The 26,493-nt window shown below is 44.1% G+C and carries 20 protein-coding genes and 1 tRNA gene; 11 read left to right on the plus strand and 10 right to left on the minus strand.

Annotation, left to right across the window (positions count from 1 at the left end):
• From FLA_RS26290 to FLA_RS26325, 8 genes are all read left to right on the plus strand, one after another.
• Nucleotides 1–870, plus strand: coding sequence for a hypothetical protein (locus tag FLA_RS26290; RefSeq protein WP_076375941.1), 870 nt, complete (start codon nucleotides 1–3; stop codon nucleotides 868–870).
• Entirely contained in the window at nucleotides 839–1,345 is a 507-nt protein-coding gene (locus FLA_RS26295) for a hypothetical protein (protein ID WP_096511325.1), read from the plus strand. Before FLA_RS26290 ends, FLA_RS26295 begins: the two co-directional genes overlap by 32 nt.
• Nucleotides 1,346–1,349: 4 nt before the next feature.
• Nucleotides 1,350–2,426: a phage baseplate protein gene (locus FLA_RS26300; protein ID WP_076375945.1), complete on the plus strand. Its 1,077-nt coding sequence runs from the start codon at nucleotides 1,350–1,352 to the stop codon at nucleotides 2,424–2,426.
• Between the two features lie 2 nt (nucleotides 2,427–2,428).
• Entirely contained in the window at nucleotides 2,429–3,589 is a 1,161-nt protein-coding gene (locus tag FLA_RS26305; RefSeq protein ID WP_076375947.1) for a hypothetical protein, read from the plus strand.
• Nucleotides 3,590–3,661: 72 nt separating this feature from the next.
• Entirely contained in the window at nucleotides 3,662–5,452 is a 1,791-nt protein-coding gene (locus FLA_RS26310) for a hypothetical protein (RefSeq protein WP_076375949.1), read from the plus strand.
• Between the two features lie 37 nt (nucleotides 5,453–5,489).
• Nucleotides 5,490–6,836 carry a leucine-rich repeat domain-containing protein gene (locus tag FLA_RS26315; protein WP_076375951.1) on the plus strand — a complete coding sequence of 449 codons (1,347 nt, stop codon included), beginning with the start codon at nucleotides 5,490–5,492 and terminating at the stop codon, nucleotides 6,834–6,836.
• Between the two features lie 45 nt (nucleotides 6,837–6,881).
• Complete coding sequence (locus FLA_RS26320; protein WP_076375953.1) at nucleotides 6,882–8,117, plus strand: leucine-rich repeat domain-containing protein; 1,236 nt, start codon at nucleotides 6,882–6,884, stop codon at nucleotides 8,115–8,117.
• A 3-nt stretch (nucleotides 8,118–8,120) separates the two neighbouring features.
• Nucleotides 8,121–9,416: a leucine-rich repeat domain-containing protein gene (locus FLA_RS26325; RefSeq protein WP_076375955.1), complete on the plus strand. Its 1,296-nt coding sequence runs from the start codon at nucleotides 8,121–8,123 to the stop codon at nucleotides 9,414–9,416.
• Between the two features lie 69 nt (nucleotides 9,417–9,485).
• Here the strand turns inward: FLA_RS26325 and FLA_RS26330 are convergent, their stop codons facing one another.
• The 8 genes from FLA_RS26330 to FLA_RS26365 all read right to left on the minus strand — a co-directional run bounded on the left by FLA_RS26330 (nucleotide 9,486) and on the right by FLA_RS26365 (nucleotide 19,875).
• Nucleotides 9,486–10,196 carry a RibD family protein gene (locus tag FLA_RS26330; RefSeq protein ID WP_076375957.1) on the minus strand — a complete coding sequence of 237 codons (711 nt, stop codon included), beginning with the start codon at nucleotides 10,194–10,196 and terminating at the stop codon, nucleotides 9,486–9,488.
• A 216-nt stretch (nucleotides 10,197–10,412) separates the two neighbouring features.
• Nucleotides 10,413–12,410, minus strand: coding sequence for an FAD-dependent oxidoreductase (locus tag FLA_RS26335; RefSeq protein WP_076375959.1), 1,998 nt, complete (start codon nucleotides 12,408–12,410; stop codon nucleotides 10,413–10,415).
• A complete protein-coding gene (locus tag FLA_RS26340; RefSeq protein ID WP_076375961.1) occupies nucleotides 12,410–13,861 on the minus strand; it encodes a RagB/SusD family nutrient uptake outer membrane protein in 1,452 nt (483 codons plus the stop codon). Before FLA_RS26340 ends, FLA_RS26335 begins: the two co-directional genes overlap by 1 nt.
• A gap of 30 nt (nucleotides 13,862–13,891) precedes the next feature.
• Complete coding sequence (locus tag FLA_RS26345) at nucleotides 13,892–17,134, minus strand: TonB-dependent receptor (RefSeq protein ID WP_197705830.1); 3,243 nt, start codon at nucleotides 17,132–17,134, stop codon at nucleotides 13,892–13,894.
• Between the two features lie 238 nt (nucleotides 17,135–17,372).
• Entirely contained in the window at nucleotides 17,373–18,557 is a 1,185-nt protein-coding gene (locus FLA_RS26350; RefSeq protein WP_076375965.1) for a FecR family protein, read from the minus strand.
• Nucleotides 18,558–18,624: 67 nt separating this feature from the next.
• The gene (locus FLA_RS26355; RefSeq protein WP_197705831.1) at nucleotides 18,625–19,215 is read right to left on the minus strand and encodes an RNA polymerase sigma factor; all 591 of its coding nucleotides are present in this window, start codon (nucleotides 19,213–19,215) and stop codon (nucleotides 18,625–18,627) included.
• A gap of 117 nt (nucleotides 19,216–19,332) precedes the next feature.
• Nucleotides 19,333–19,406 (minus strand) — tRNA-Ile (locus tag FLA_RS26360).
• A 112-nt stretch (nucleotides 19,407–19,518) separates the two neighbouring features.
• On the minus strand, nucleotides 19,519–19,875 hold the full coding sequence (locus FLA_RS26365; RefSeq protein ID WP_076375969.1) for a winged helix-turn-helix transcriptional regulator: 357 nt from the start codon (nucleotides 19,873–19,875) through the stop codon (nucleotides 19,519–19,521).
• 131 nt (nucleotides 19,876–20,006) lie between these two features.
• Between FLA_RS26365 and FLA_RS26370 the strand changes: the two genes are divergently transcribed.
• Nucleotides 20,007–20,918 carry an NAD(P)/FAD-dependent oxidoreductase gene (locus FLA_RS26370; RefSeq protein ID WP_076375971.1) on the plus strand — a complete coding sequence of 304 codons (912 nt, stop codon included), beginning with the start codon at nucleotides 20,007–20,009 and terminating at the stop codon, nucleotides 20,916–20,918.
• Between the two features lie 80 nt (nucleotides 20,919–20,998).
• Here the strand turns inward: FLA_RS26370 and FLA_RS26375 are convergent, their stop codons facing one another.
• Entirely contained in the window at nucleotides 20,999–23,344 is a 2,346-nt protein-coding gene (locus FLA_RS26375) for a glycoside hydrolase family 127 protein (protein WP_076375973.1), read from the minus strand.
• 32 nt (nucleotides 23,345–23,376) lie between these two features.
• Nucleotides 23,377–23,640 carry an RNA polymerase sigma factor gene (locus FLA_RS26380; RefSeq protein ID WP_076375975.1) on the minus strand — a complete coding sequence of 88 codons (264 nt, stop codon included), beginning with the start codon at nucleotides 23,638–23,640 and terminating at the stop codon, nucleotides 23,377–23,379.
• A 129-nt stretch (nucleotides 23,641–23,769) separates the two neighbouring features.
• Here FLA_RS26380 and FLA_RS26385 point away from each other — a divergent pair, with 129 nt between their 5' ends.
• On the plus strand, nucleotides 23,770–25,119 hold the full coding sequence (locus tag FLA_RS26385; protein ID WP_076375977.1) for a deoxyguanosinetriphosphate triphosphohydrolase: 1,350 nt from the start codon (nucleotides 23,770–23,772) through the stop codon (nucleotides 25,117–25,119).
• A gap of 489 nt (nucleotides 25,120–25,608) precedes the next feature.
• Complete coding sequence (locus tag FLA_RS26390) at nucleotides 25,609–26,466, plus strand: DMT family transporter (protein ID WP_076375979.1); 858 nt, start codon at nucleotides 25,609–25,611, stop codon at nucleotides 26,464–26,466.
• Nucleotides 26,467–26,493: the final 27 nt, after the last annotated feature.

A 26,493-nucleotide genomic window follows, 5' to 3' on the forward strand; every position in this document is an offset into this window, starting at 1 on the left:
ATGGCAAGAACAATAAGCGAAATACAAGCATACATTACCAATGTTTATGTTACAGAAATGGCTTCTGTCGGTTACAGTGTAACACCCGACACATGGAGCAAAGTAAACCTGCAAAGACTTTTTATTTTCGTGGTAGCGGTTTGTACATGGTCACTGGAATCGATTTTCGACCTCCATCGAACTAATGTAGAAGCTGATATTAAAGCCCTGAAACCACCCAGCAAAGAATGGTATGCCAACAAAGCTCTTTCCTTTCAATACGGATTTCCATTGTTTAGTGATTCTGATGAGTTTAACAACACAGGTTATACCGATGAACAAATAACTGCAAGCCAGATTGTGAAATACGCTGCAGTTGTACGACAAACAAACGCTTACGGCAGAATTATCCTCAAATTAAAGATGGCAGGATACGATGGGCAGGACTTACAACAACTGTCTGATGTACAGATAGCTGCTATCAACGAGTACTTTAGCCGTATTGAAGCTGCAGGCGATAATCTGGCGGTAACCAGTGAAGCACCTGATAAAATAAAAATGAAGTGGCGCATCCATTACAACCCATTGATACTGGATAGCAACGGAAACAGGCTGGATGGGCAGGGTAGCGATGTTGTTCGTACTGCAATTAAACAATTTCTTGTAGATGGGATGCAGTTTAGTGGCATTTATGCCTTAACGTATCATGTTGATTATCTACAAAAAATTGAAGGCATTGTAATACCTGAAGTACTTGAATGCTCTGCCAGCTATGGCAATTTTCCATTCACCACTATCAGCCAGTTATATGAGCCAGACGCGGGATGGCTCAGATTTGCAGACGAAACCGATTTAATCATTGAATACGTTCCACAAAGTGCAATACAATAACATTTACAACGTAGAATGGAAAAAGCTGGTTAACTGGCTAACGCCTGTTACGCTTAGAAAGAAAAAGCTGTTAGCCTTGCTTTATGCGCTGGTATCTCCTATAAACGATTTACACACACGGTTTATCACGTACAAAAAAAATATAGACTACCGGCTGAAAATCAACTACCAGGTTTGTTTTCTGCAAGCAGCATTAAATGACCGCTTTGACTATACCGGAAGACGTATACAAATAGTTCGTTCAAGACAGTTTGATCCTCAGCCTTTGTTTCTGCTACCGGAAAACAAACCCATGGTATTGAATGCCAGGCCAGGAACAGGTAAAATCCTTTATACCAAATCGGAAACAGGACAGTTTACAGCAGATTTCATTATTAAGATACCGGCTTCGTTGCAATACGATTTAAGCGAATTAACCGCATTTGTAAATAGCTATATAGTACAATGCCGGACTTTTAAAGTACAAACATATTAAAACAATGAACAGAACAATAGATTTTACGCAGGCCGGTGGCTTACATCTATACCAGGACACACTTGCCTATATGCAAAAAGCTTACAGTGATGTGTCCGATGCCATAGCCGGCATTTTAGGCAACAAACTTATTCTGAGTGGTTGCACTGAACAAAATGGCAGTGTAAGTGAAGGCTGGATAGTTATCAACGGAGAAGTAATTCCCTTTGCATCAGGCTTAAAAGCTGATTACATTACCATTGAAACTACCACAGCCACCGAGCAATTTGAAGATGGAGAACAAAAGCCGGTATATACAGTAAAAAAAGCACGCTTATCTACCATCAGCTCGGGCAACGTTGCCTTTAGTGATTTTGTAAGACTTCCTTTTGGCGAAAACCTTAAAGATTTCGCATTCAATGTAAAAACGATACAAAAGGCATTAGTGCTGGAGAATGAAGTTATTCTCAGTGGTTGCGCAGCCAGTGTGAATGCGTCCATATTGTCTGTAAGCAGTGGTTATTGTATGTTCAGCGGCAAACTGGTGCAAACACCTGCTTATACCGGTGCCAGCCCTGTATATCTTAAAGAAGACGGCAACTATAGTAACACCTTGCCCATCTCCGGCACTTACATCACTTTTGACCCATACACCAGCCAGCGCTATACAGATGTGTTGAACCGGGCGCTTACCAAAGTGGGTAAAATAGAAATGTATGAAACCAGGTCTGACCGCTTTGATGCTGCCGGAATAGGAAAATGGGAAATGAAAGGATTCCAGTTAATGGAAAGCATGCAAGGCAGGGTGCCACTGGGGTTATGGTACGATGGCAAATCTGTAGATAACATTACAGATTACGCGTATACAGTAGCGGGAACAAGGGGTGGTGAAAAAACACATACACTCTCCATTGCCGAAATGCCGAAGCATAACCACGATCTTAAGTACTTACCCAAAGGAGGCAAGGATGGCGACAGCGTAATCGGCGCACAGCCAGGCGAAACCACTAACTCCAGCACCATGAGAGAAGCAGGTGGAGGAGCCGCACACAATAACGTGCAACCTTATACAGTAGTTGTTTACGTAAAAAGAATAGCATAACAATGGCAACAAAAACAATAGATCAACTGAAAGCCCTGTTTAAAAATGGCGACAAGCCTAATCAACAGGCATTTTATGATTTCATGGAAAGCTACAGGCATGTAAGCAGCAAAATAGCTGTCAGTGATTTAACTGCAGAGCTTTACAGCGTTATTTCTTCCATGCCTCCTGCCAATGCTTATGAACAACTCTTAAGCATGGTACAGGGCAAAGCCAGCCCTGCCGATATTTTATCGGCAATAGCAGCAGCAAGAGGTACAACCATCGCCCCTGTTGAAAATGGAAAGATACCTACAGCTTACCTGCCCGACCTGTCAGCTTCTGTTTCTGTTACAGATGCATTCACCACCAACGTCACCGTAGGCGGCATTCCGTCAGGCACGCTTATTGAAAAAGGCAGATCCCTGATAGATATCATTGAGTCAATGCTTACCACTACCTATTACCCTACCATCACCGAACCTTCCTTCTCGTTAGGGAACGATGCTGGCAGCTTACGTAAAATTGGCGCTTCACTTAATGTAACACTCACCTTTAACTTTAACCAGGGCAGCATCCAAAACGGCTGGAATAGTACTTTACAGGGTAACCGTGCAGGCGCAGCTATTGATTATACTTTCATCAAGGCCGACAACTCTAGCTATGCCAATCAGCCACAAGCAGGAAAAACCTATACAGTAAATGCACACGCGGTTATACAAGGGGTGAATATATTTAAAGCGCAGGTAAACTATGCAGCAGGGCCGCAACCCCTTGATAGCGATGGGAACAACTACAACACAGCTCTTCCTGCAGCAAAATCGCCGGTAGTAAGTACATCCTTTGAAGGGGTATATCCCATATTGGCCACCACTACCGCTATAACCACAGCTACAGAACAAGCACTGGTTTCCATGCTAACCGGAAACAATATTGAAGTTAACCTCATTGCAGAAAGCACTGGTAATAAGCAATCCATCTGGATTCCCACTGTTTGGGTCACCAGCCGGCCACTACAGAGCATTCAATATTTTAACACCGTTTCCAATGCTTACGACAGTACTAATAAAGTAAGCGACTTTGCAATAACCGATGTTACCATAGATGGCATAGCCTATAAAAAATACACCAATCAGACTTCTGACCGTGGTTCTTTAAAAGTAAAGCTCATCTTAACAAGCTAACCCCGTTTTTATACAGGCATACACATTCAATTAAACAGCGCACTTAAAGGCGCACTAAAATACTATTGCTCTATGGCAAGAGAAAAAGGATCTTTTTCATTTAGTGGAAACCTGGAAGTAGCAAAAAAGGGCGCGCTGGATGCGCGCACTTTTTGCCCTACTTATGCAGACCTTCTGGCATTCACTTCCGCAAATTTTATTTATAATGGCCACCTCGTTTCTGTTTGGGATACAGACGTCAGCAAGCGCGGCTTATATCGTTGCATCAACGAAAACGATTTAAGCAATGCGGCCAGCTGGCAAAAGGTGGGTGACGATATAGACCTGTCAGCTGTTGAAAAAACAGTGAATAAAAATTCGCCCAATGGCTACGCAGGGCTTGATGGCAGTGGTTTAATACCCGCCACTATTTTACCCAGCTACGTTGATGATGTAATAGAAAAAGCCAATCTGGCAGCAATGCCCACACCTGGCGAAACAGGGAAAATATACGTAGCCCTTGATTCCAACAAAACCTACCGCTGGTCAGGAAGCGCGTATATAGAAATTTCACCTTCCCCAGGCAGTTCCGACGCAGTAATAGAAGGTAGCTCCAACCTGTATTTTACTCAGGCACGCGCTGTTGCAACCCCTCTTACAGGCCTCACCGCTACAACAGGTACTCCAACAGCCAGCGATTCGATATTATCCGGGTTTGGAAAAATAGTAAACTTTGTAAACAATATTGCCACCACTATACGTGGCACAGTCTTAACAGGCTTTACTTCAGCCAGCACTGCCGTTACCGCAGCAGATACTGTGTTATCAGCTACAGGAAAACTTCAGGGCCAGGTTACGAACCTGCAATCCAATATACCCACCACCACTGAAATGCAAACCGGTACAGACAATACCAAATTTGCTACTCCATCACGCATCACCAGCTGGTGGACATGGGTAAAAACACAAGCCCAGATTTTTAGCAGCAAAGTAACAGCTGCCGTTATACGTCATGCTCCTCAAAGCGCAACACCTGCCACACTGGAAAACGGAGATATATGGCTCGAAAGCACCAACAACAGGTTACGTATGCAAAAGGGTACGCAAACAGTGGACGTGTTGTCCAGTGCCGACAACTACCTGTTTGTAGGCGCTAACCCACGCCTGGTACAAACCAATGCATTAGGCGATCTTTCTGCCACACAAGAAATAGCAGAAGGTTTTGTTACTGATACGGATATTACAGGTGCCATTACAGCGGCCACTTATAATGTAGCAAACAATTACACAGCTAATGTTACGCCTCTCAACAATAAAACCCTTTTCCAGGGACAGTGGTACAAGAACAACTCGGATCTCTTCTTTGCTACCGACGACAACACTTGCTTCAAAGTTGGGAAGGCATCTGATTCTACATTATATATTGCCTACACTGATGTAGCCACTTCCTCTACCAACGAAACCCAAGCGTATAGTTATATATTACCTGCAAATACACTTTCGGCTAATGGACAATCCATTGAATTTGAATTTTTATCAGCACTTTCCAACTCATATTACGATAAAACGATAAAACTTTACTGGGGCAACAATGTAGTTGCAACTGCTTCAATCATTAATTCTTTAATGCCCAAAAGCAATGTTCTGATAAAAGGGAAAATAATAAGGAGCGGGCAGTCAGCAATAAGGGTCTCCTATAACTATGTTGTGGAAACTGATGATGGAGGTGGGAACCCCAGAAGTATAGTAAACGCAAGTGCTATAGACATAACAGGCGTAAACTTTACAGTATCCAATAACATAACAACCACCATGCAGGCGGGTAACGCTTCTGCCAACGAAATAGTTGCAAAAACGTTTGCATTGACTCATAAGACCGTTTAATCCCTTATAACAAACACTGGGATAGATAATAGTCAAAGTGAATGAGTTAAAAAAGCAAAGCAATAATACTTCACCACCTATGATACTACAGTTTAACCATAAAACACTTCGCTTTGGAGGCGATATGATATTTATAGTCAGTGGAACATCTTTAACAGGCGGCTCTATCCAACTTACAGGAACTACCGGCCTGCCTTTTAGCATTACCATAGACCCGGGCGATGGAACAGATAAGCTGACTTATCCTTCCATAGGAACAACGTTAAGATTGTATAATACAGGCAATGTGAACATCAACCCCGATGCCGGCATGTATCAATGCCCGGTATGGAGCACAGGCAATAAAACAGACCGGATTGTAAGAATCAGTTGTTCTAACTGGGCAGCTATTTCCGGCATTTCCATTACGGGTCTCTTTTTATCCAAGCCTCAAAAGCTGAATATCCCATTTAATGCCATGTACAGGTTGAAAAACCTGCACATGGCGCAATCGGGTATTTATGCACAGATCACAGAATTTGACACGGGCGTATTATCCTTACCTTCTTTTACCAGCCTTTCTATAGCAGGTCAGTACTTTACTACAGACAGCAGGTTTTATGGCAATATTCAAAATGATATTTTAAATGCCCGTTTAACAACACTTACATGGACAGGTGTAGGCACAGGTAATACAGCAACAAGTAAAAACAAAGCCTTTGCTTCTACCAACTTCCTGGCAGTGAACCCCATTACCCTTCCGCAATTGCAATCACTAACTATAGAGTATTCTTACCTGGCGGGGTATGATGATAGTGAGTCAGGGGAAGGAGCTTATCCTGATGTATGGAATACGTTTCCCAATCTTAAAGCTTTTTCATTAAACCTTGGGCTGTTTACCAGGATGCCGGAAAAACTCAATTATCTACCGGTTACCCTGCAAACACTTAATTTTTTATATTCTGCTTTCGTAAAAGACTGGACAGACTTAAGCAACCTGGTAAATCTTGTTGAGATTAATTTTACGGGTAATGGACAATTCACCAGTTCACTGCCCTCCTGGATGTCGGCACTTACAAAATTAAAGCGGCTAAGATTAACATCCGTAGGCGCCAATGGCAACACTACTGACACCAATTGGCAAAACAATTTTTACACCAATCTATACCAGCTGGTTGTTGCTAATGCTCCGATTACAGGCACATCAGCCAGCCCATTCCGGAGCATGACTATTTCCACCAGGAACGCCGATGGTACTATCGTCAGTATGCAACTAGTCAGTGGAACAGAACAGGCGCCTGCCGGCTTTATGCCTGGTATCAGCAACGGCACACCGGCTTCGCCGGCTGAAATGATCTATGTTTTGAAAAATCAGTACGATCACACTATTGCTTATCCAGCTTAATATTTCCGGGTTATTAATACCATTCACTACGACAAAAAAGATACAATGATTTTCAGTTATAGCAATACATGGAACTTCCTGCATAAAGGAATGCAGTTTCCCGGACCTGCGGGCGCCACTTCAGGTCAGATAAGATTTATATTCAACAGCCCCTCTTCTGTTATTGTAAATTATGGAGACGGCTCTTTGATTACATATCCTACAGGAACTGCTAACAGGGTACAACTCGATGCTGGTACAAATTCAGACATAACCGCCAGCTTTCCTAAATACACCTATACACAAGGAGACGCATCTACCATCAGACAAATAAAAATAAAGCTTCCTGAACCAGAGAAGCTCATCAGCATAAGCATTGACAGCAACATGCTTACCATGCAGCAATCGCTACCTGTCAGGTTTGCGCAGTTGACAAATCTGGGCACTTTGGCACTGGTAAACCTACAGCTTACCGGTATTGATGAAAATTACCTGAAGCTTAATAATATCACCTTCCTCTCACTTAGAAACGCATTTCAACAAGGCACACGTTATTATGGCAGTATTCCCACAGATATGCTTACAGGAAAAAAGTATACCACACTAGGCTATGCAAGCCAGCTGGGAGGAAAAAGCTTTTCTCAATCTAATCTTGATCAAATAGCGCCCAACCTAGGTTCTACCTTGGTTACACTCGCTTTAGATGGCAACAATTTTACAGACGTCAATGGAACAGATGGAGCCTTACCTGAAAACTTTTCTGATTTAAAAGTACTTACCACCTTAAACTTAAACAGTAACTCCTTTACAGCACCGCCTGCGGTCATCAATAGTATCACATCACTTATAAGTTTAACCATCTCCATTAATCCATTGGCCACATGGGGTAATCTGGGAGCACTTATTAATTTAAACACCTTATCACTGGCCTCCTGCCCTTTGCTACAGCCCGTGGTGCCAGGCTACTTTGCCAGCTTAACTAAATTAAAAAACCTTCACTTTGCAGGCAGTTTTGGTAACACCACCAATGCAGAAGCTTTTATTAGCTCGTTCTATAGCTTTGTAACAACGAATACAGCCCTAACCGGAGCCAATACCCTCCCCTTCAGGGGCATGACCATAGTTATCGGGAATAATGCATCAGATAACGTATCAGCTTCCGGGCATATCATAACAGGCACCTACCAGGCTCCGACAGGCTATGTACAGGGAAGCAACAATGGCACACCTGGTTCCGCCCTGGAAATGATTTATGTTTTAGAAACCCAATATGGCCATAAGTGGACATACAGAACAGCTTAACTTATGATTCTACAGTATAAAAACAGATGCCTGCAACATGGAGGTAATATCAGCTTTATTGTTACAGGAACAGCCTTCCCGACCGGAACGATTTCGCTCATAGCTTCAAAAGCATTTACAATAACTGTTTACCACAATGACGGCACGGTTCCCATCACCTATAACTCTGTTAGCAATGCTATCTACCTATACCCCGTAGGAAACACTTCTATCGATGCTACTATCGGACGTTTTGGAGGAAAAACTTTTGCAGATGGTAATAAAACAGACCGTATCATCACCATCACCTGCTCTGACTGGAACGCCATTACATCACTTGGCCTTAGCGGGCAGCAGTTTTCAAAAACGCAGGTATTGGGCGTTCCATTCAGGTTAATGAGAAATCTCGCCGGCTTTTCTGCTATTAACGGATTAGCATCAGGCACCATTTACCAGCATATTTCCGAGCTTGATCAGGCATTGTTTACCTTACCCAAACTAAGAACGTTACAGCTGGGAGGTATTAGCTTCGAACCCACCAGCCGTTACTATGGATATATGCAACCACAAATGCTAAACCCACAGTTAACAAACCTGGCCATAGGTGGCCCGGGGTTTACCGGCAAAACATTTGGAGCAAGCAATCTCACTGCCATCAATGGCACCAGCATGCCCAACCTCATTACCTTTGGCTTTAATGCTGGTATGATCAGTGGCGATGACAATGGCTTTGGAGAAGGTCCATTTCCCATGGAATGGACTACACTCAGCAAATTAGCCAGCTTTAACTGCAATGCCACACAATGGACAAAATTGCCAGATAGATTGAATGACCTGTCTCCCACCGTTATCAGCCTGGGTATTACCTATTGCGCAAATCTTAAAGCTTGGGCAACAGATTTATCCAATCTGCCTAACCTGGCTACACTTATCCTGAATGGATGTACTGCATTTCCCACCACCCTGCCCTCCTATATAGGAAATCTAACCAAACTAAAAACACTCAATTACAATGGTGTATTTCCTTTAACACGCACGGCCGGTACAGTGGACGAGCTCATTCAAAGCTGGTATGAATATGTAGTGAATAATGTGTCTTTAACCGACAGCAACACAGTACCATTCAGAGGAATGAAGTTTGATTTACGCGCACTGGATGTAGTAAATAATCCTAACTCTGTTCAAATTCCGGAAGGAACCTACCAGGCATCCACCGGTTTTGTACAAGGGAGCAACAATGGTACACCCACCTCCTCGCTGGAAAGATTGTATGTACTGGAAAAAAATTACGGACACACCTGGAGCTATAGAACCCAATAAAACCAACCAGGTTAAAACGTAGCTTATAACAAAAAAGCGTCTGAAATAACATTCAGACGCTTTTTACATTTACACCCGCTCAATTGTTTTATACTTTAACCAGATGACATCATTTTCTATCTGCTTCATACTTTCCAACTTAAACAATGTTGCATCCAGCTTTCTATCTTTTTCCGCTATCTCAAAAACACTGGATGTTTCAACACGTCCATCTGCAAGTGGTAATAGCAATTGATTAAATTCATCAATCAGCCCTTCATTTAAAAAGCTACCGTTAATACGTCCGCCGCCTTCGAGCATCAACGTTTCTATTCCAAATAATGTTTTCAGCTTTTCCAACGCCATCTGAAGGTTTACCGTTGTGGCGCCTGCAAAAATGTACGACACTCCTACTTCCTGCAAATGCGCCAGGTAACTATCCTCTACCGCTTCTGTCAAAATTGAAATCACATGATCACCTAACATAATGCTACTTTCCCAGCCCAGTTTAGCATTGCCATCAATGGCGATCGCAAAAGATTTCGCTTCCCGGGTAGCTATAAAGTCAGCTCGGTTTATCTGCAATGCGCCCTCCTTGTACACCGGTCTGGCAAATTTGGTAAAATCTTTTTCCATAGTGGCCCTTCCTACTATCCAGGCCTTCATACCAATAGCATCATGCGCCTCCTCAAAGCTTTTTGTCAACAGCTGCACGCGGTCATCTTTCCCCCATTTCTCACCAAGGATCTTACCATCTAAAGATGTCATCATCAGGCAAATGACATAAGGACGTTTACTCATAGTTCTATCGTTTACTTTCGTTTAACATAATATAATGCCTTTATACGCAGGGCGCTACGTAGCCTACCCGATTAGGAACAGTTGCAAATTCAATAATTATTTACGAATAAACTTCATGAATAAATTTTTTATCTGCGGTATGTGGTGTTAAACAAATAAAAAGCAGCTACAAAATGTAACTGCTTTTATTGGGCATTAGAATTTCAATACTTTTCTTCACTTTTCAGTAAGTTGCCTTTCCGGCACAAGCAATATAGCATCAGCGGCAGTAGTCCCTTGGCTTGTGTTACCATAAATAGTGGCAGAAAAGGGCTTGCCGGCCTGTAGGTAACAAACATCAAGGCTTACCCATTCGCCGGAGGTTTGTCCCTGTATCTGAATGCTTGCCGGAGATATGCTGGTGTTTTTTACCTGGCCACCATATCTCAACTGCACATTAACAGTGGGGGCTACCTGTTCTAACTTTGGCAAAAACGTATAGATGTGATATTTACCGGTTTTGGAAACACTACCGCTGAACTGCACACTACCGCTACTGTTGCCCGCATGCACCAGCAGGGAAGGCCCGTAAGCACCTTCAGTAACCCTTTTCCACTCGCCATGCAATGTTATATGCGCGGCATCTTCATTGTCTATCAATAATTCAGGACTACTCCCATCTGCCAGCGGATTGGTTTTTAACAGTGATTGTAACCGGGACACATTCACCTCTTGCACTGTTGTATGCTGCTGCACAGCCAGCACCGCTGCGGTGGCAGCTGCCTGGCTTAATGCCATAAACACGGGCTCCATACGAATGCTTCCATAGGCAATATGGCTGGCAGACAAACATACGGGCACCAGCAGGTTGGAACATTCTGCGGCCTGTGGTATTATGGAACGATACGATACCGGATAAGGCCCAAAGCCGCCTATTTCCACGTTACCCTCGTTTTTTACCATACCATTTACCACCAGTCGCTGAGCATTGTGCGAATCCATAGTATAGGCTGCCATGCCCACTCCATCCGTAACCACCTCACGTCCTTCACAATTGGCCTGCGTCATTACATACACTCCTTTCATACGGCGCGCTTCGCGTATATACAGCTGAGGCGACCAATGGTGGTTGTTCACATATTCATCTTTAGGATACCCCCATTTCAGCATTTGCGCACGCAGATGCGCAGGCATGCGGCTATCATGCCCAATAAAATATAATAGCCCCTTGGTATAGTTTTCATGTGCCTGCACCAGTTGCTGCCGCTCCTTGTCCAACGCCTCAGGATAGGCATAGTTAATTCCAATCATGTCCGTAGAAAAAGCACCGTTGTTGTTGATGTCGGTTTTATGATTGGGCATGAGGTCAAGTTTAAGAAACGCACGCAGGTCTTTGGCAGGGTACTTTTCCAGCAAGCGTAATAGCAGCTGGTAACGATTGGAGTCGTAATCGGCCGGGCGTGTAATAGCAATACGGTTAGCTGAATTGCTGGTAAGGCAGATACGAAAGTTATAAGCCTGCACCCGGCTATCACCACTACCCCGGGGCTGCAACGTATCCTTAGTAATGCCCCATAGCAAACCGCTATTCGGCTCACCAGGCACTACATAAGGATCTATGCCATCCGGGAACTGGTGATGTTCCCGTAATTGCACACCATTATAGGTTTCGTTGTAAACACTGTTGGCTTCACGACCTACCGTGTACGATACCCCGGCGCTTGCCATAAGATCACCTTCATAAGAACAATCGATAAATACAGCAGCACTTACATGCCGCGTTCCATTAGCGGTAGCCAGTTCAATATCACTGATCACCGTTCCTTTTTTATGTACCTGTTTTAATTGGTGCCGCTTCCATACAGTCACCTTGCCATGCCGCAGGTATTGTTGAAACACTTCGCTGGCTACATGGGGTTCAAATATCCATTGCTCAAACTTACCATAATGGTTGCCGATACGCCTGTAAAAATCAAGCGCCAGCCCCGTAATGGCATACTTGTTACCAATATCGGTATAGCCTAAGCCTCCTGTAGTAAGTCCACCCAGATGGGCGCCGGGCTCTATCAACAATACACTTTTATGTAACTGTTTTGCCGTATAAGCAGCAATAATGCCAGCCGATGTTCCCCCATATACACAAACATCCACTTTGGTAACAGACTGTGCTCTCAATAATACAGGTAAACTGTACAGCGTGCCCCACAATACCAGGCGTAATAATATTTTCTTCATTAGTATCCAGGATTTTGGTCTTTAACCGGGTCAATGGCTTTGTTATAGTTGTATTCTGTTTTAGGAATAGGCCATAGCAGGTGTTTTACGGCCACAGTCTTTCCTTTATAAGCCAGGATAGTACTTTGCACTAAATCCAACCTTTTTAAATCGTGCCAGTGTTTGCCTTCCGATACATTTTCATAGCCACGCTCTAACGCAATCCGGCTAATAAAATCAGTTAACGAGCCAAAGGACAATAAGGTAAAGTCTGTTGTAGCATCCCCCACCGCCGGGTTCTTACCATAGGCACGGCGGTGCACTTTGTTCAGGCTTTCCAGGGCAGCGGCATCAGCACTGTTGTTAACCCTGGCCTCCGCTTCTGCATACCACAATAATAGATCCGCATAACGGTACATAGGAAAATCATTGCCTCCGCCTGTAACCGCATTTTTGTCAACATACTTTTTATTCAACACCGTAGTGTTTCCCAATCCAAAGGTTTGTGCATACCAGTTAAACCGGTAACGCAAGTCGTTTTTGTCCCAGTTTTTCAGAAAAAGGTTTTGAACCGAATCGCTGTAAATGGTATAAAAGCCACCGGGCGGGTAATAACCGGAATTAGGATAATGAATGTATTGCGGGTAAAGAAATATCTGGCTGCTGGGCGTGCGAGCAAACTTGAGATAAAAGATCTCTTCGGTAGAGGAAGAAATATCTGCCCCAAACAGTTTTTCAAAATCGTTGGCAACTGTAACATTCACCAGAGAATATTTATTGGAGTTGATTACTTCCAGTGCTTTGTCACGCGCTTTAGTATACTCTTTCAGGTTCATATACACATCTGTCAGCAAAGTTTTAGCACTCCAGGTAGAAGGCGCACCAGACAACCTGGGCACATCCGGCAGGTTGGTTTCTGCATATAGCAGGTCATTTACAATTAACTGGTACACCTCTGCTTCACTGCTACGGCGTACATGAATCGAATCCATATTATTTTCAGTACGTAGTGGCACCCCTGCCCAGTTACGTACCAGGTGAAAATACCAGAGGGCTCTTATAAAGCGCGCCTCTCCTACATACTTCTTAATATAGGCCTCACTAATAGCATTTCCATGCGGAGCGCGACCTATAACCAGGTTGGCATTGCGTATGGCTTCATAAAAGTATTGCCATATGTTCTCGGTACGGGTAATATTGGTATTATCCAGCCCCTGGTAATCGTTCAGGGCGGCATGGCTGCCGCGGCCATACATGTATTCAGTATAGGTTTCCAGCTGTATAGGATACAATGCGCCAAACATATTCACATTGCGCACCGGTACATAAGCCGCGTTCACACCCGTTTCTACTTCCGCTACAGTATTATAGAAATTCTCAACGGCAATAGATTTGGGCTTCTCTTCCAGCATTTTATTACAGGAAACAGAAAGTACAGATGCAAAGGCTATCAATAAAAATGGATACTTCATATCAGGCAATTCATTCAGTCAACAATAGTGTTAAAATCCGCAACGGATACCCAGGGTAACCGATTTGCTGGTAGGATAGGTATAATAATCAATCCCCTGTTCAACGGCATTGCTGCCACCGTAAGCATTAATATCAGGATCATACCAGCTGTAACCGGTAATTGTTATCAGGTTTTGCCCGCTGATATACACCTGCGCACTTTTAAACCCGTTATTGTTTGTTTTTTTCAATGGCAGGTTATAAGCGAGCTGAATATTCTTCAAGCGCAGGTAACTGCCATCTTCCACAAAACGGTTGCTCATGTTACCGTTGATATTGCGCGATATCTTAGGATAAGCGGCATTGGTTTTATCGCTGGCCCAATGATTGTAGAACAAGTCCTGCGGCTGGTTTAAACCCATACCCATATCCAGTGTGCTGGCCTTATTCAGATTAAAAATATCGTTGCCCTGTGAACCTTGTATAAATACTGTTAAAGACAATCCCTTCCAGGTAGTAACAGAGTTAAACCCATAAATGAAATCAGGGTTTGGGTTGCCAATATAGGTTTTGTCTGCATTACTAATAGCTCCTTCCCCTGTACGATCTACATATTCTATATTGCCTGTAGCAGTATATCCCTTTTCTTCATATCCGTAAAAAACACCCAATGGCTGCCCTTCGCGGAGCAGGTTAACAAAATCGTTTAAAGAGCCGGTGTAAATGCTTTGGCCATAAATATCCTGCCCTTCATACAATTTCAACACCTTATTGCGGTTAAAAGAGATATTGGCCGATACCGTCCAGTTAACTGCACGTTGTAGCACCGTAGCATCCAATCCAAGTTCAATTCCTTTGTTCTGTATTTCGCCTACATTTTGCAGGGTATTGGTATAGCCCATAGATGCTGGCAGCTGTACACGATTCAACAGGTTTTTCGTTTTCTTTACATAGAAATCGGCGGTAACATGGAGGCGATTATTTAACAACGTAGCATCAATACCTGCATCTAACTGGTGGGTGGTTTCCCATTTTAAGTTACCGGGCAAAGTAGTTCCGGGTGCCAGGGCGCTATAAATGGCATCACCAAAAGTGGTATAGCTGGCAGAGAGCTGATTGAGTGTTTGATAAGGACTGATAGCAGCGCTACCCGACACACCATAGCTGCTGCGCAATTTAACATCGTTCAGCACACTATTACGTGGAAAGAAGTTTTCGTTAGACAAATGCCAGGCAATAGCAGCAGAAGGAAAGTTGCTCCATTGGTTGTTGGTAGCATACCGGGAAGAGCCATCCCTTCTGAAACTCACTGTTAACAGGTATTTATCGCTATAGTTATAATTAATTCTTCCCAGCATAGACAGCAATACCCATTTGCTGTAACCGGAAGCAGGAATTCCCGGCGTAGCAGCCGCCCCCAGATTTCCCGTACCAATCACATCACTTAAAAAGCCGCTGCCACTACCACTGAGCGAGGTGGACACATAATCCTGGTAAGTAAACCCGGCAGTAGCATCTATACGGTGCTTTTTCAGCGTTTTATTATAGTTAACCACGTTCTCATTTAAGAAGCTGGTCAATTGATTGGTAATTACATTGGCATTACCCACCGAGCTGTTGATTGGCTGTATAGTGCTATACTGATCGGTACGGTCATTCGAGTTTTCCAGACCACCGGATATACGAATAGATAAATCCCTCACAGGTTTGATCAGCAAGGCTGCATTAGTAAAAACGCGATCGGCCTTAATATAGTCCGACGTCTCGTTCATCAGCAATACAGGATTGGCCAGTGCATTAGATATAAAGGGGTAAGCAGTAGTTAACCGGCGATAAGTACCATCTGCCAGGTAGGGCGACAAAGTAGGAGGCGCTACTAACATACCAGAATAGATATCACTGCCCCGGTTACCCCTGTCAGCATTTTTTCGATTACTGGTAATACGTGTAAGGGTGGCATTATAAGCGATATTGAATACCTTACTGATATCATGGTTAATATTAAAACGCAGGGAATAGCGGTTATAATCACTATTGTGAATAATACCCTGCTGGCGAAAAATACCATTAGATAAGGAAAAGCGTGTTTTTTCGTTACCTCCATTTACCGTAACGCTGGTAAACCAAAGAGGCGCACGATGCATCACCAGGTTTTGCCAGTCTGTATCAGGTGTTTTATACAATGAATCAACCTGTTGTTGCGTAAAGTAGGGAGCTACACCATCGTTTACCGCTTGTTCATTATATAATTGTGCATACTGGCCTGGGGTAAGCAACTTCATTTTCTTGTTCACCTGCTGCAATGTAAAACCAGCCTCTGCTTCCACACTGTTTTTACCGCTGCGTTTCCCGCTTTTGGTAGTAATAATCACTACTCCATTGGCTCCGCGCGAGCCATAAATAGCCGTGGATGAGGCGTCTTTTAATATTTCAACAGAAGCTATATCTGCATTCTGTAAAAAGGTAGGGTTGCCTGAATAGGGAAACCCGTCTATCACATATAAAGGCTCATTACCGCCCAATATGGAGTTAGTGCCCCTGATACGTACACTGATAGCAGCGCCGGGTGCGCCATTGTTCTGCTTTACCTGCACACCTGCAGCACGCCCCTGCATGCTTTGTATCATATTGGTTGCGGGGTAAGAGGTAAGGTCTTCACTTTTAATTTGTGCAACAGCACCGGTAAGATCCTTTTTACGAACGGCGCCATATGCAATCACCACAATATCTGCGGCAGTATCGCGCAAAGGCTGCAAAGCCACCACCAGCAGGCCGGAATAACCTTTCAGATTTACCTCGCGTGAAGTATAACCTACGTACGAAACAACCAGTATAGCGCCTGCCGCAGCCTGTAAAGAAAAACGACCTTCCGCATCCGTTTGTGTACCATTGCCACTGTTTTTTACCTGCACCGAAGCACCCGACAATGCATTGCCCTGTTCATCGGTAACCCTTCCTTTAATATCTGGTGCCGGAGGCTTTGATGCAAATACTAAGGAACTTTTAGTACTGATAACAATATTTTCTCCCACGAGCGTGTAGGTTAACGGCTGATTGAGCAAGCACGCTTCCAATGCTTGCCGGACAGACACATTGGTAACGGCAATGGTAACAGGGTGCGCCTGGGCAAGCTGTGCTTCATCAAAGAAAAACACCAACCCCGTTTGTTTTTCAATGGCGCGAAATACTTTTATTAAAGGCGCATTCTTCTCCGTTAAGGTGATGTTTTGACTAAAGCCTCTTGCCTGGGATTGGAGAGCCGCAAAAAAGAGAAAAGCAATAGTTAGTTTCATAGCCAGAATAGTTTGCAAAAATGGACGTGCATGAAATAGCATATATTTGATCTGTTTAGCACGGCAATAAGTATCCTTTCCACGGGCTTGCTTATGCCGTCGGGTGAATAAAAGCCTATCCTGGCAGGCTACGCCGGGTAAGGCAAGTCAATCGGAATGATTGCAGGTAACCCAAACATGTACCGGAGGTGTTGCAAGCGCTTCCGGTTTTTTATGTGTTACCCTGCGTGTACCATTATTATGGCATTACTATCAGTTTGTGATTTTCTGTTTTACAATGTATATGACTCAGTTCAAGTATTCGGATAATATCATTAAGACTGCTGTTGCGTGCTATTTTACCGCCAAAACGCCTGTCGGGTAGTGTTCCGGCATATTCTACATCTATATCATACCAGCGCGCCACTTGCCGTAATACATACCTGATGTCGGCATTATTAAAGTAAAACAACCCGTTTTTCCAGGCCAGCGCTTCTTCCATATCTGCTGAATGTACTTCTATAGTATTACTGGCCCTTATTACCTGTGCCTGTTGACCGGGCTCTAACATACGGGCGGGCTTATTATCTGTTTGCACTTCCACTTTACCGCTTACCAGCGTGGTTTGTATGTTTTTTTCATCAGTATAAGCCATTACATTAAAAGCCGTACCCAACACCCGCACCTGTGTATTTTCGGTAGCTACCACAAAAGGCTGCCTGGCATTGGGAGCTATTTCAAAATAAGCTTCTCCTGTTAATATCACCTTTCTTTCAGCACCGGTAAAAGTAATAGGATAGCGAAGGGTAGAAGCTGCATTCAACCACACTTTACTTCCATCGGCCAATACCAGTTTATATTGCCCTGCACGTGGAGTTGACAGGGTATTGTAAGCCTCAAGAACACTATCTGCCCCCCGTTGGTGATTTTGATAAGCCAGTGCTCCAGCTTGCTGCACTACCGTAACGGCACCGTAGTGCGATAAGGTTTTGTAGTTACTGCTGTCTAATATAATGGTATTGCCATCGGCCAGGGTAAGTGTAGCTTTATTACCACCCGGCGGTATAACTGCAGATGTTACGGGAGTGCTTGCTACCGGCGCGGAAGAAACAGGTTTATCTTGTTTAAGCGAAACCAACCACCATCCTGTAGCTATCACCACAACAGCTGCCGCAACAGCTATAACACGGTATCCTCGGGAGCGGCGGCGTGCAGGCATGATGGCAGCAGGCTCATTTTCCAGTATGTGGCCAAGCATACGCTCACTGGCAACTTCGCTGAAAAAGGGCTGCTGCTGAGGAACAAAATCCCACAACTGTTTCAGTTCATCTTCTATTGCTTCACGGCCCAGCCACTGTTGCAGCAAAGCCAGCTCCTCGGCAGAAGCAGTATTGTTGCGCAATTTTTGTAATAATTGCTGTAAAGCAGGTTGGTTATTTTCCATACCAATGATACTATGTAGTAGTAAGACACATACATAGAGATAAAAGGGGGTAATGAAAGGAAAAAAATTATAGTCCTCCAAGCAACACCAGCCAGAGCAGGTAAGTATGGTTGGTCATGTATTGAGCAATAGATTGCATGGCTAATCGCAGGTAATACTTCACGGTTTCTCGGGAAAGATTGAGCTGTTGAGCAATATCCTGGTAAGTAAGACGCTGATAACGGCTGAGAATAAATACCTTTTGTTGCTGTGGTGGCAATTGTTGAACCGCTTTATCTAACAGGTCAATGGCAGCATCGGTAAAGCTACCATCTTCTGTCCACTCTGTTTCCCGCTGCTCCTGGCTCCAACGTTGCTGGTGGCGGCGCTCATTCACAATTTTACGAAGGGCATTTAACGCCTGATTTTTAGAAAGTATATATAACCAGGCATTGAAGTTATGTACAGTGGTCAGTTGTTTCCGCTCTGTCCAAATCTTTAAAAATACGTCCTGCACTATTTCCTCAGCCAATTCATGAGAAGCAGTAACCTGATAAATAAAAATACCCAGCCGGTGATGAAATTGATAAAATAACTGGCGAAAGGCGGCCTCGTCTCCATTGGAAACGCGTAAAAGCAACTCTTTTTCACTATACGGAACAGATGAAAGCAATGGCAAACCTATTAATCGTTATTGCAATATAAATATTCATAAGTTAAAATCACATTGATCAGTCCTTATTTGCACGATGTAAGGCAAATAAAAAAGCCGCTACAATGTAGCGGCTTTTCGGGGTGGGCCCACCAGGGCATGATCCTGGGACCCCCTGATTATGAGTCAGGTGCTCTAACCAACTGAGCTATAGGCCCTTACCAACATTTTAATCTGCTGGCTTCCTCCCATTGACGAGAGGAGTGCAAAAATAGAGAACTGGTTTGAAAAGACAAACATTTATTCAAAAAATATTCACACGTTTGAGAATTAGCTGGTTGTATGCATAATCCGGTGGCGATGTTGCTTGCCCCATACCGCCATTTCGTGTATTACCGGGCGCAGTGTTTGGCCGTATTCGGTAATATGGTATTCTACCGTTAAAGGCTTTGTGCAGCTAACAGTGCGTTGTACCAGGCCATTTATCTCCAGCTCCTGTAGTTCTTTCGCCAGCATTTTAGGGCCTATGCCTTCTACTTCGCGCTGTAGATCCATAAACCGCTTTTTCTGAAAGCCCAGGCAGGCAATGATGGTCATTTTCCATTTGCCGCTTAATATATCCATGGTGTCCTGGATGGCTCTCAGGCGGCCGCGACACTCTGCCGGTTGTGCTTCTTTGCAAATCATGTGCTGCCGTTTTTAGTTGTTACCACTTATCGCTGCCGCAGCCCTTCCTTGTAGGGAAGCGCTTTCCAGTAAGGAAGTGGCATACCTTGTAAAGGTACCCTATTTACCTTTGAAATCACAAAAACTGAACTATGGTTGCAAAAGAAACATACGATGTAATTATCATAGGAGGAAGCTTTGCTGGTCTGCAGGCAGGCATGACGTTAGGACGCTCATTACGTAAAACATTGATTATCGACAGCGCTCTCCCCTGCAACCGGCAAACGCCTCACTCGCACAATTTTCTTACGCATGATGGTGCGGTGCCGGCAAAGCTGGCCGCTTTGGCGCGGGAGCAAACCTTGCAATATCCAACCGTGCAACTGCTGCAAGGCAAAGCCATTACCGGTGGAGCTATAGAAAACGGATTTTCGGTTACCACCGAAGCAGGCGAAACATTTCACAGCCGCAAGCTATTGTTTGCTTCCGGCATAAAGGATAACCTGCCCGCTATTCCTGGTATAGCTGAAAGCTGGGGCATTTCAGTGATACATTGTCCCTATTGCCACGGCTACGAAGTACGCCAACAGCCAACAGGCATTATTGCCAATGGAGAGTTGGCGTTCCATTTTGCACAATTAATCAATAACCTCACCAACCAGCTTACCCTTTTTACCAACGGGCAACCCGAGCTTACAGCAGAGCAATTGCAACAACTCCAACAAAAGAATATCACTATAGAAACCAGGAATATCAAAGGAGTATTGCACCAGCAGGGCTATTTGCACACTATAGTACTGGAAGACGAGACCCAGGTTGCAGTAAAAGCGCTGTACCTGAAACCCAATTTTGAACAACATTGCAGCATACCTGCACAGCTGGGTTGCGAAATTTCCACAAACAACTTACTGGTAGTGGATGGCTTTTATAAAACCACGATACCAGGCGTGTACGCTGCCGGCGACTGCACCTCTATGATGCGTTCCGTAAGCGTAGCAGTGGCTTCGGGCATGAGCGCCGGCGCCTTTATTAATAAAGAACTGGTGAGCGAAGCTTTTCAATAACCACATCATAAAAAATCCCGGCAAGACTAAGCGGTATCGCTATCACCTGCCGAGATTTCTTTTTATAAAATGTGCGCCCCCTATTTCAGCAACCGCACTTCAAATATGTTAACTGTAGCACTACCAGGCTCTGCTGCAAATTTCACAGTAAGCATTGCAGCGTTTGTCGCTTCTGCAGGCAAAGGGTAATCTACTGCTATAAACCTATCCCCACCATTCCCATCAGGCTTTACATTTGACAATAACCGCCCATTTACATAGATGCTAAAGCTGCGGTTCTTATCCTTACCATAGTAGGTCACGCGCAGCTTAGTAGCCTTACCTCCAACGTTACGCAAGTTATACGAAAACCATCCTTTCGCATTGCGGTAATGCTGTTCTTTAAACAAACCATTGTCGGTGTTTTCACCAGCAAAACCATGATCATTCTCCGGCTGTTGTTCGCCACAGTTGACCAGGTCTGCTGTAATAGCATCCAACGATAGTTTCGCTTGCTCTTTTTCCTGCATCACCTTCCTTATCGAATCCAGTAAAGCAGGTTGTGTGTAAGGAAAATAGATCACATACCGGCTGTTGTGAATGGTATAAAAAGGCTGTAACACCAACTTCTTAGCAGCAGGCTGATAAAAGATAGCAGGCGCAGTATAAGTAAGCGGCTGCTTCCCTGGCACCAACGCCATATCCAGCTGATCCTTTGCAGCAACTACCATAGGCGCATCATCCAGTGGCCGCAATGGCCCACCTGCTACATGCCCCATACGGCTTCCATCTGCAAACAGGCCTTGCAAACCGGTGGTGTCGGTGGCCGCTGAAAGCACAATCGGACCATGCACAAACGATACCCAGTTAGAACTGTCTGGCAAAAACTCTGTGATAGTGTGCATGGGCAGTCGTACTGTAATTACATCGCCCGTTTGCCAGGTTTTACGAACAGCGATATAGCCATTATTATCTGCTACTGCTTCCACTGGCTTTTGATTCACCAGCACCTGCAATTGCCCCTTGGTTACCCACGAAGGAGAACGGAGATACACGGCAAAGGATGCCGGCTTAGCCACAGTCAACTTTAAATTGGTAGCTTCTTCCAGAGGAAAACGGGTTTGCTGCATCACAGTTACGCCTTTCTCTTTCCAATCCAGTGTAGAAGCCATAAACAGGTTTACATACAAATCGTTAGCAGTATGTGCATATATCAATTCCCCATACTTGCCATGATTTTCTAACCCTGATCCTACGCAACACCAAAAACCTTCCTGTGGTTTGGAATACACACGGTAGTGATTGGGACGCATAGGCGTAAAATATACAAAGCCACCATTCGGATTTTCAGAAGCAAGAATGTGATTGTATAAAGTACGCTCGTAATAATCCATATACGCTACCGCAGGCTGTGAAAGAAACAAACGCCGCGTAAGCTTTAGCATGTTATACGAGTTACAGGTTTCCGGCCCTTCTCTTGATTCTATCATAGAACTGAAATCGTTGGCCGGATGAAAATGCTCCCGCACGCTGTTGCCACCTATAGATACCGTTCTGTTATGCACAACCGTTTGCCAGAAGAAATTGGCAGCATTCGCCCAGGTGCTATCTTCTGCTACCTCAGCTACGGCTTTGTAACCAATCACTTTGGGAATTTGCGTATTGGCATGTATGCCTGTTAACGAATCTTTCTGCTGCAACAAAGGCGCTAATATGCGTTTATCCGAAAAGCGTCGCGCCATTACCAGGTATTTGTTATCTCCTGTAAGCGCAGCTACATTGGCAAACACCTCATTCATACCGCCATGCTCACTCCTGAGCATTTGCTGCACCTGATCGTCACTCAAATGAGCAGTAAGGTTTACACACCAGTTGCACAATTGTAGCAGCATACCCTTTGCCTGCTCATTACCTGCTATCACATAAGCATCATACAAGCCTGCATATAGCTTATGGATATTATACCATGGCACCCACTTATCATTAAGCGAAAAACTGCCCGCTTTAATTTTACCGGCTGCCACATCCTGCCACATGGCCTTACCACCAGGTATACCTGCTATATAACCATCACCATTCGCCTGCTGGCAAAGCGCCAGCTGGTTAATCATATAGTCCAGCCGCTGTTTTATTTCAGGCTTTCCGGTAGCAGCAAACATGTTAGATAAGGCAGAAAGATAATGTCCGCCAATATGCCCATCCAGCCCGGTGTTTTCCCAGTTGCCATACGATTCTGCTTTGGGCGTTAAGCCCGCTTCACGCAGATAGGGAGCCAATAAACGATCAGGGTTTAAAGAAAGCATGTACTGCATATCTGCATCCTGTGCTTTTTTAAAAGGTCCGTCCAGCAATCGTACACGCTGCAACGGAAAAGCAGCAAGTGGCTGCTGCTGCGCAGCCACTTGCTTACAGGCTAATAAGCCTATGAGAATAAAGCCGAATTTCATATGATAGTCTGTCCTTTTAATGATAACAGGTGCTAATATCCTGTATTCTGTATAAGATTACCATTTTTATTTATCTCTGCCTGCAGAATGGGATATAACGCCCGGAAAGCAGAGAAAAAATAAGGAGTTAATGCCTGTGGCTGTTCCATCTGCGCACTACGCTTCCAGTAATCTAAAAACACATCCTGGATACTGTCTTCTATCAGGGCAATGTTGGTGGTAAACTTTTTGCCGTAATTAAACAGTTTCCGGTAGTGCAGCGTATACAGTTGTTTATAGTCAAGCTCGTCCTGCATAATGGCAATTAAACCTGTGTTGTCCGCAGTGTTTGGTAATGCAAAATATCCCTTGAAACTTACTTTCGCTCAATTAAAACTACATTTGACCCGATTTTTCTCTTTTTATTTGCGGATTATCTGTTGTTTATGGATTGGAAATACTTACTATCAGCCAGAAGATGGGGGCAGGAGGAATATATAGCCAGGGATCAGGACGAAGCCCGCTCGCAGTTTCAGCGGGATTACGACCGCCTTATTTTTTCTTCTCCGTTCAGAAGACTACAAAACAAAACACAGGTATTTCCATTACCGGGTAGCGTATTTGTACATAACCGGCTCACACACAGCCTGGAAGTGGCTAGTGTGGCGCGTTCTATGGGCAATATATTTTTCAACCGCATTAAAAAGCAAAATCCCGATCTGTTTAACGAGGTGCCTTTATTAAGTGAAGTAGGCAATATTGTAGCATCCGCTTCGCTGGCACACGATTTGGGCAATCCGGCCTTTGGCCATTCTGGTGAAGCCGCCATCTCCCGCTATTTTACAGATGGTGACGGAAAAGGATACCAATCACAACTGAATAACGATCAGCACTGGAAAGATTTTACCTCTTTCGAAGGCAATGCCAACGCACTGCGTATGCTTACACATTCCTTTAAAGGAAAAGGCAACGGCGCTTTTGCATTAACCTATTCCACCCTGGCCGCTATTGTAAAATACCCCTGCGCTTCGCCTGCAGGACATCAGAAAGGTATTATTTATCGAAAAAAATATGGGTTTTTCCAGTCAGAACAAACCACCTTTAAAAACATTGCAGAAGAGTTGCAAATGGAAAAAGTGCTGGACGAGCCATTGATTTACAAGCGCCATCCGCTGGTGTACCTGGTAGAAGCCGCCGACGATATCTGTTATAATATTATTGACCTGGAAGATGCACACCGCCTGAAAATTCTCAGCTTTGACCAGGTGCGGGACCTGCTACTGGCCGTGTGCAATGATGAAAGATTGCCAGGCCGCCTGGCCGACGACTTCAGCGATGAAGATGCCAAAATAAGCTTGCTGCGCGCCAAAGCCATTAATAAGCTGATACTGCAATGTGTAGATGTTTTCATTAATGAACAGGAAGCTATTTTAAACGGCAGCTTTGATAAAAGCCTTACCGATGCACTGGACGCTCCGGTAAGCGATGCCTGGAAGGCCATTGAGAAAGTATCCAGAGAAAAGATCTATAACTATTCCTCTGTTATTCAAAAAGAAGTGGCTGGCTATAAAGTAATGGCTGGCTTGCTGGAAGAATTTGTTCCCGCCTTGATTAATAACAACACACACTATTATAAAAAACTGGTACACCTTATTCCTTCCCAGTTTTTAACGGACAACGACGATCTCTATTCCAAAATACAATCCGTGCTGGATTTTGTATCGGGCATGACCGATTTGTATGCAGTAGAAATGTACAGTAAAATAAAAGGAATTTCTTTCCCGGCGTTAAGCTAAACAGTATTGTTGAAGTAGGGGCAAAAAAATAGGCCTGAGCCTTAGACAAGGCAGGCCGTTGCTAACCTATGAAAAACACCATTTTTTGGTGATACACCTTCGAATTTGTGGCTTCTTTTCAGAAGCGTATCAAATAACTATTTCCTTATTTGATGACACTAAAATAACACATTATTTGAAACAAAATAATTTTAAGACAATTAAAAAATATTTTTTTCAGCGCGCCCACCTCTAAACCCTTGCCAATCAAATCCATCTCTCCTTTTTCGTCGTACATAAAAAAGGAGTACATGCAGTGTCGTCACCTATGATCAGGCATATACTATACAATAAAACGGGGTCCATCACTTTAATTAAGATATGTTTTTCATAGGTTAGCAGTACTACTTTGTCTAAAGTAGTTAAAACAGCCTCGTTTTTCCGGGGCTGTTTTGATTTATATTTACTGCACAAACCCTTTCACCACTCCACCTCCAATACCACTACGCAATGACACTTTGGTCTTTATGCTTAATTATTGCCGCCGCTTTATTTCATGCTATCTGGAATTTAATCACCAAACAGGTAAATGGCCGGTTGCCTTTTTTCTGGCTGGTTTGTTTCTTTTCTGCTGTCATTTATCTGCCTTTTGTAAGTTACCAGCTCACCAAAGAACCTGTAGCTTATACTTATAGCATTATACTGTTTGCCGTGGTCAGCGGCCTGTTACACTTACTGTACTTTGTGGTGCTACAGGCAGGTTACCGCAATGCCGATTTGTCTATCGTATACCCTATAGCACGTGGCGCTGGTCCGCTGTTTTCTGTAAGCGGTGCCATATTAATTTTTCATGAACATCCGGGCGTACTGGCACTGGCCGGTGTGGCACTGATTATTGCCGGGGTAATTATTATGACGGGCATTTCGTTTAAACGGGGCACTGCCGTTTCCAAAGGGCTGTTATACGGCACACTCACAGGTGTATTCATTGCCTCTTATACTTTATGGGATAAAACTGCCGTAGTAGACTACCATGTTTCCGGTGTGTTTATCACGTTTGCTTCTGTGGTGTTGCCCATGCTTTTGCTTATACACATTCCCATTAAACAACACCAGGCAGTAATAGCAACCGCTAAAAATAACTGGAAGCAGGCCATTGCGGTAGCCGTATTTCAACCACTGGCCTACTGGTTGGTGCTGCTTGCCCTCAAAACCACTCCTGTAACTTATGTTGCTCCCGCCCGCGAGTTGAGCATTGTTTTTGGGGTGTTCTTTGGCATGAATGTTTTGAAAGAAAAAGACAGCACCAAACGCCTGCTGGGCTCACTGGTAATACTTGGTGGTATTGCCTTGCTGGCTATCGGCTAAGCTACTTATTTCATTTATATTACATTT

Source organism: Filimonas lacunae (genome assembly GCF_002355595.1).
GTDB lineage: Bacteria > Bacteroidota > Bacteroidia > Chitinophagales > Chitinophagaceae > Filimonas > Filimonas lacunae.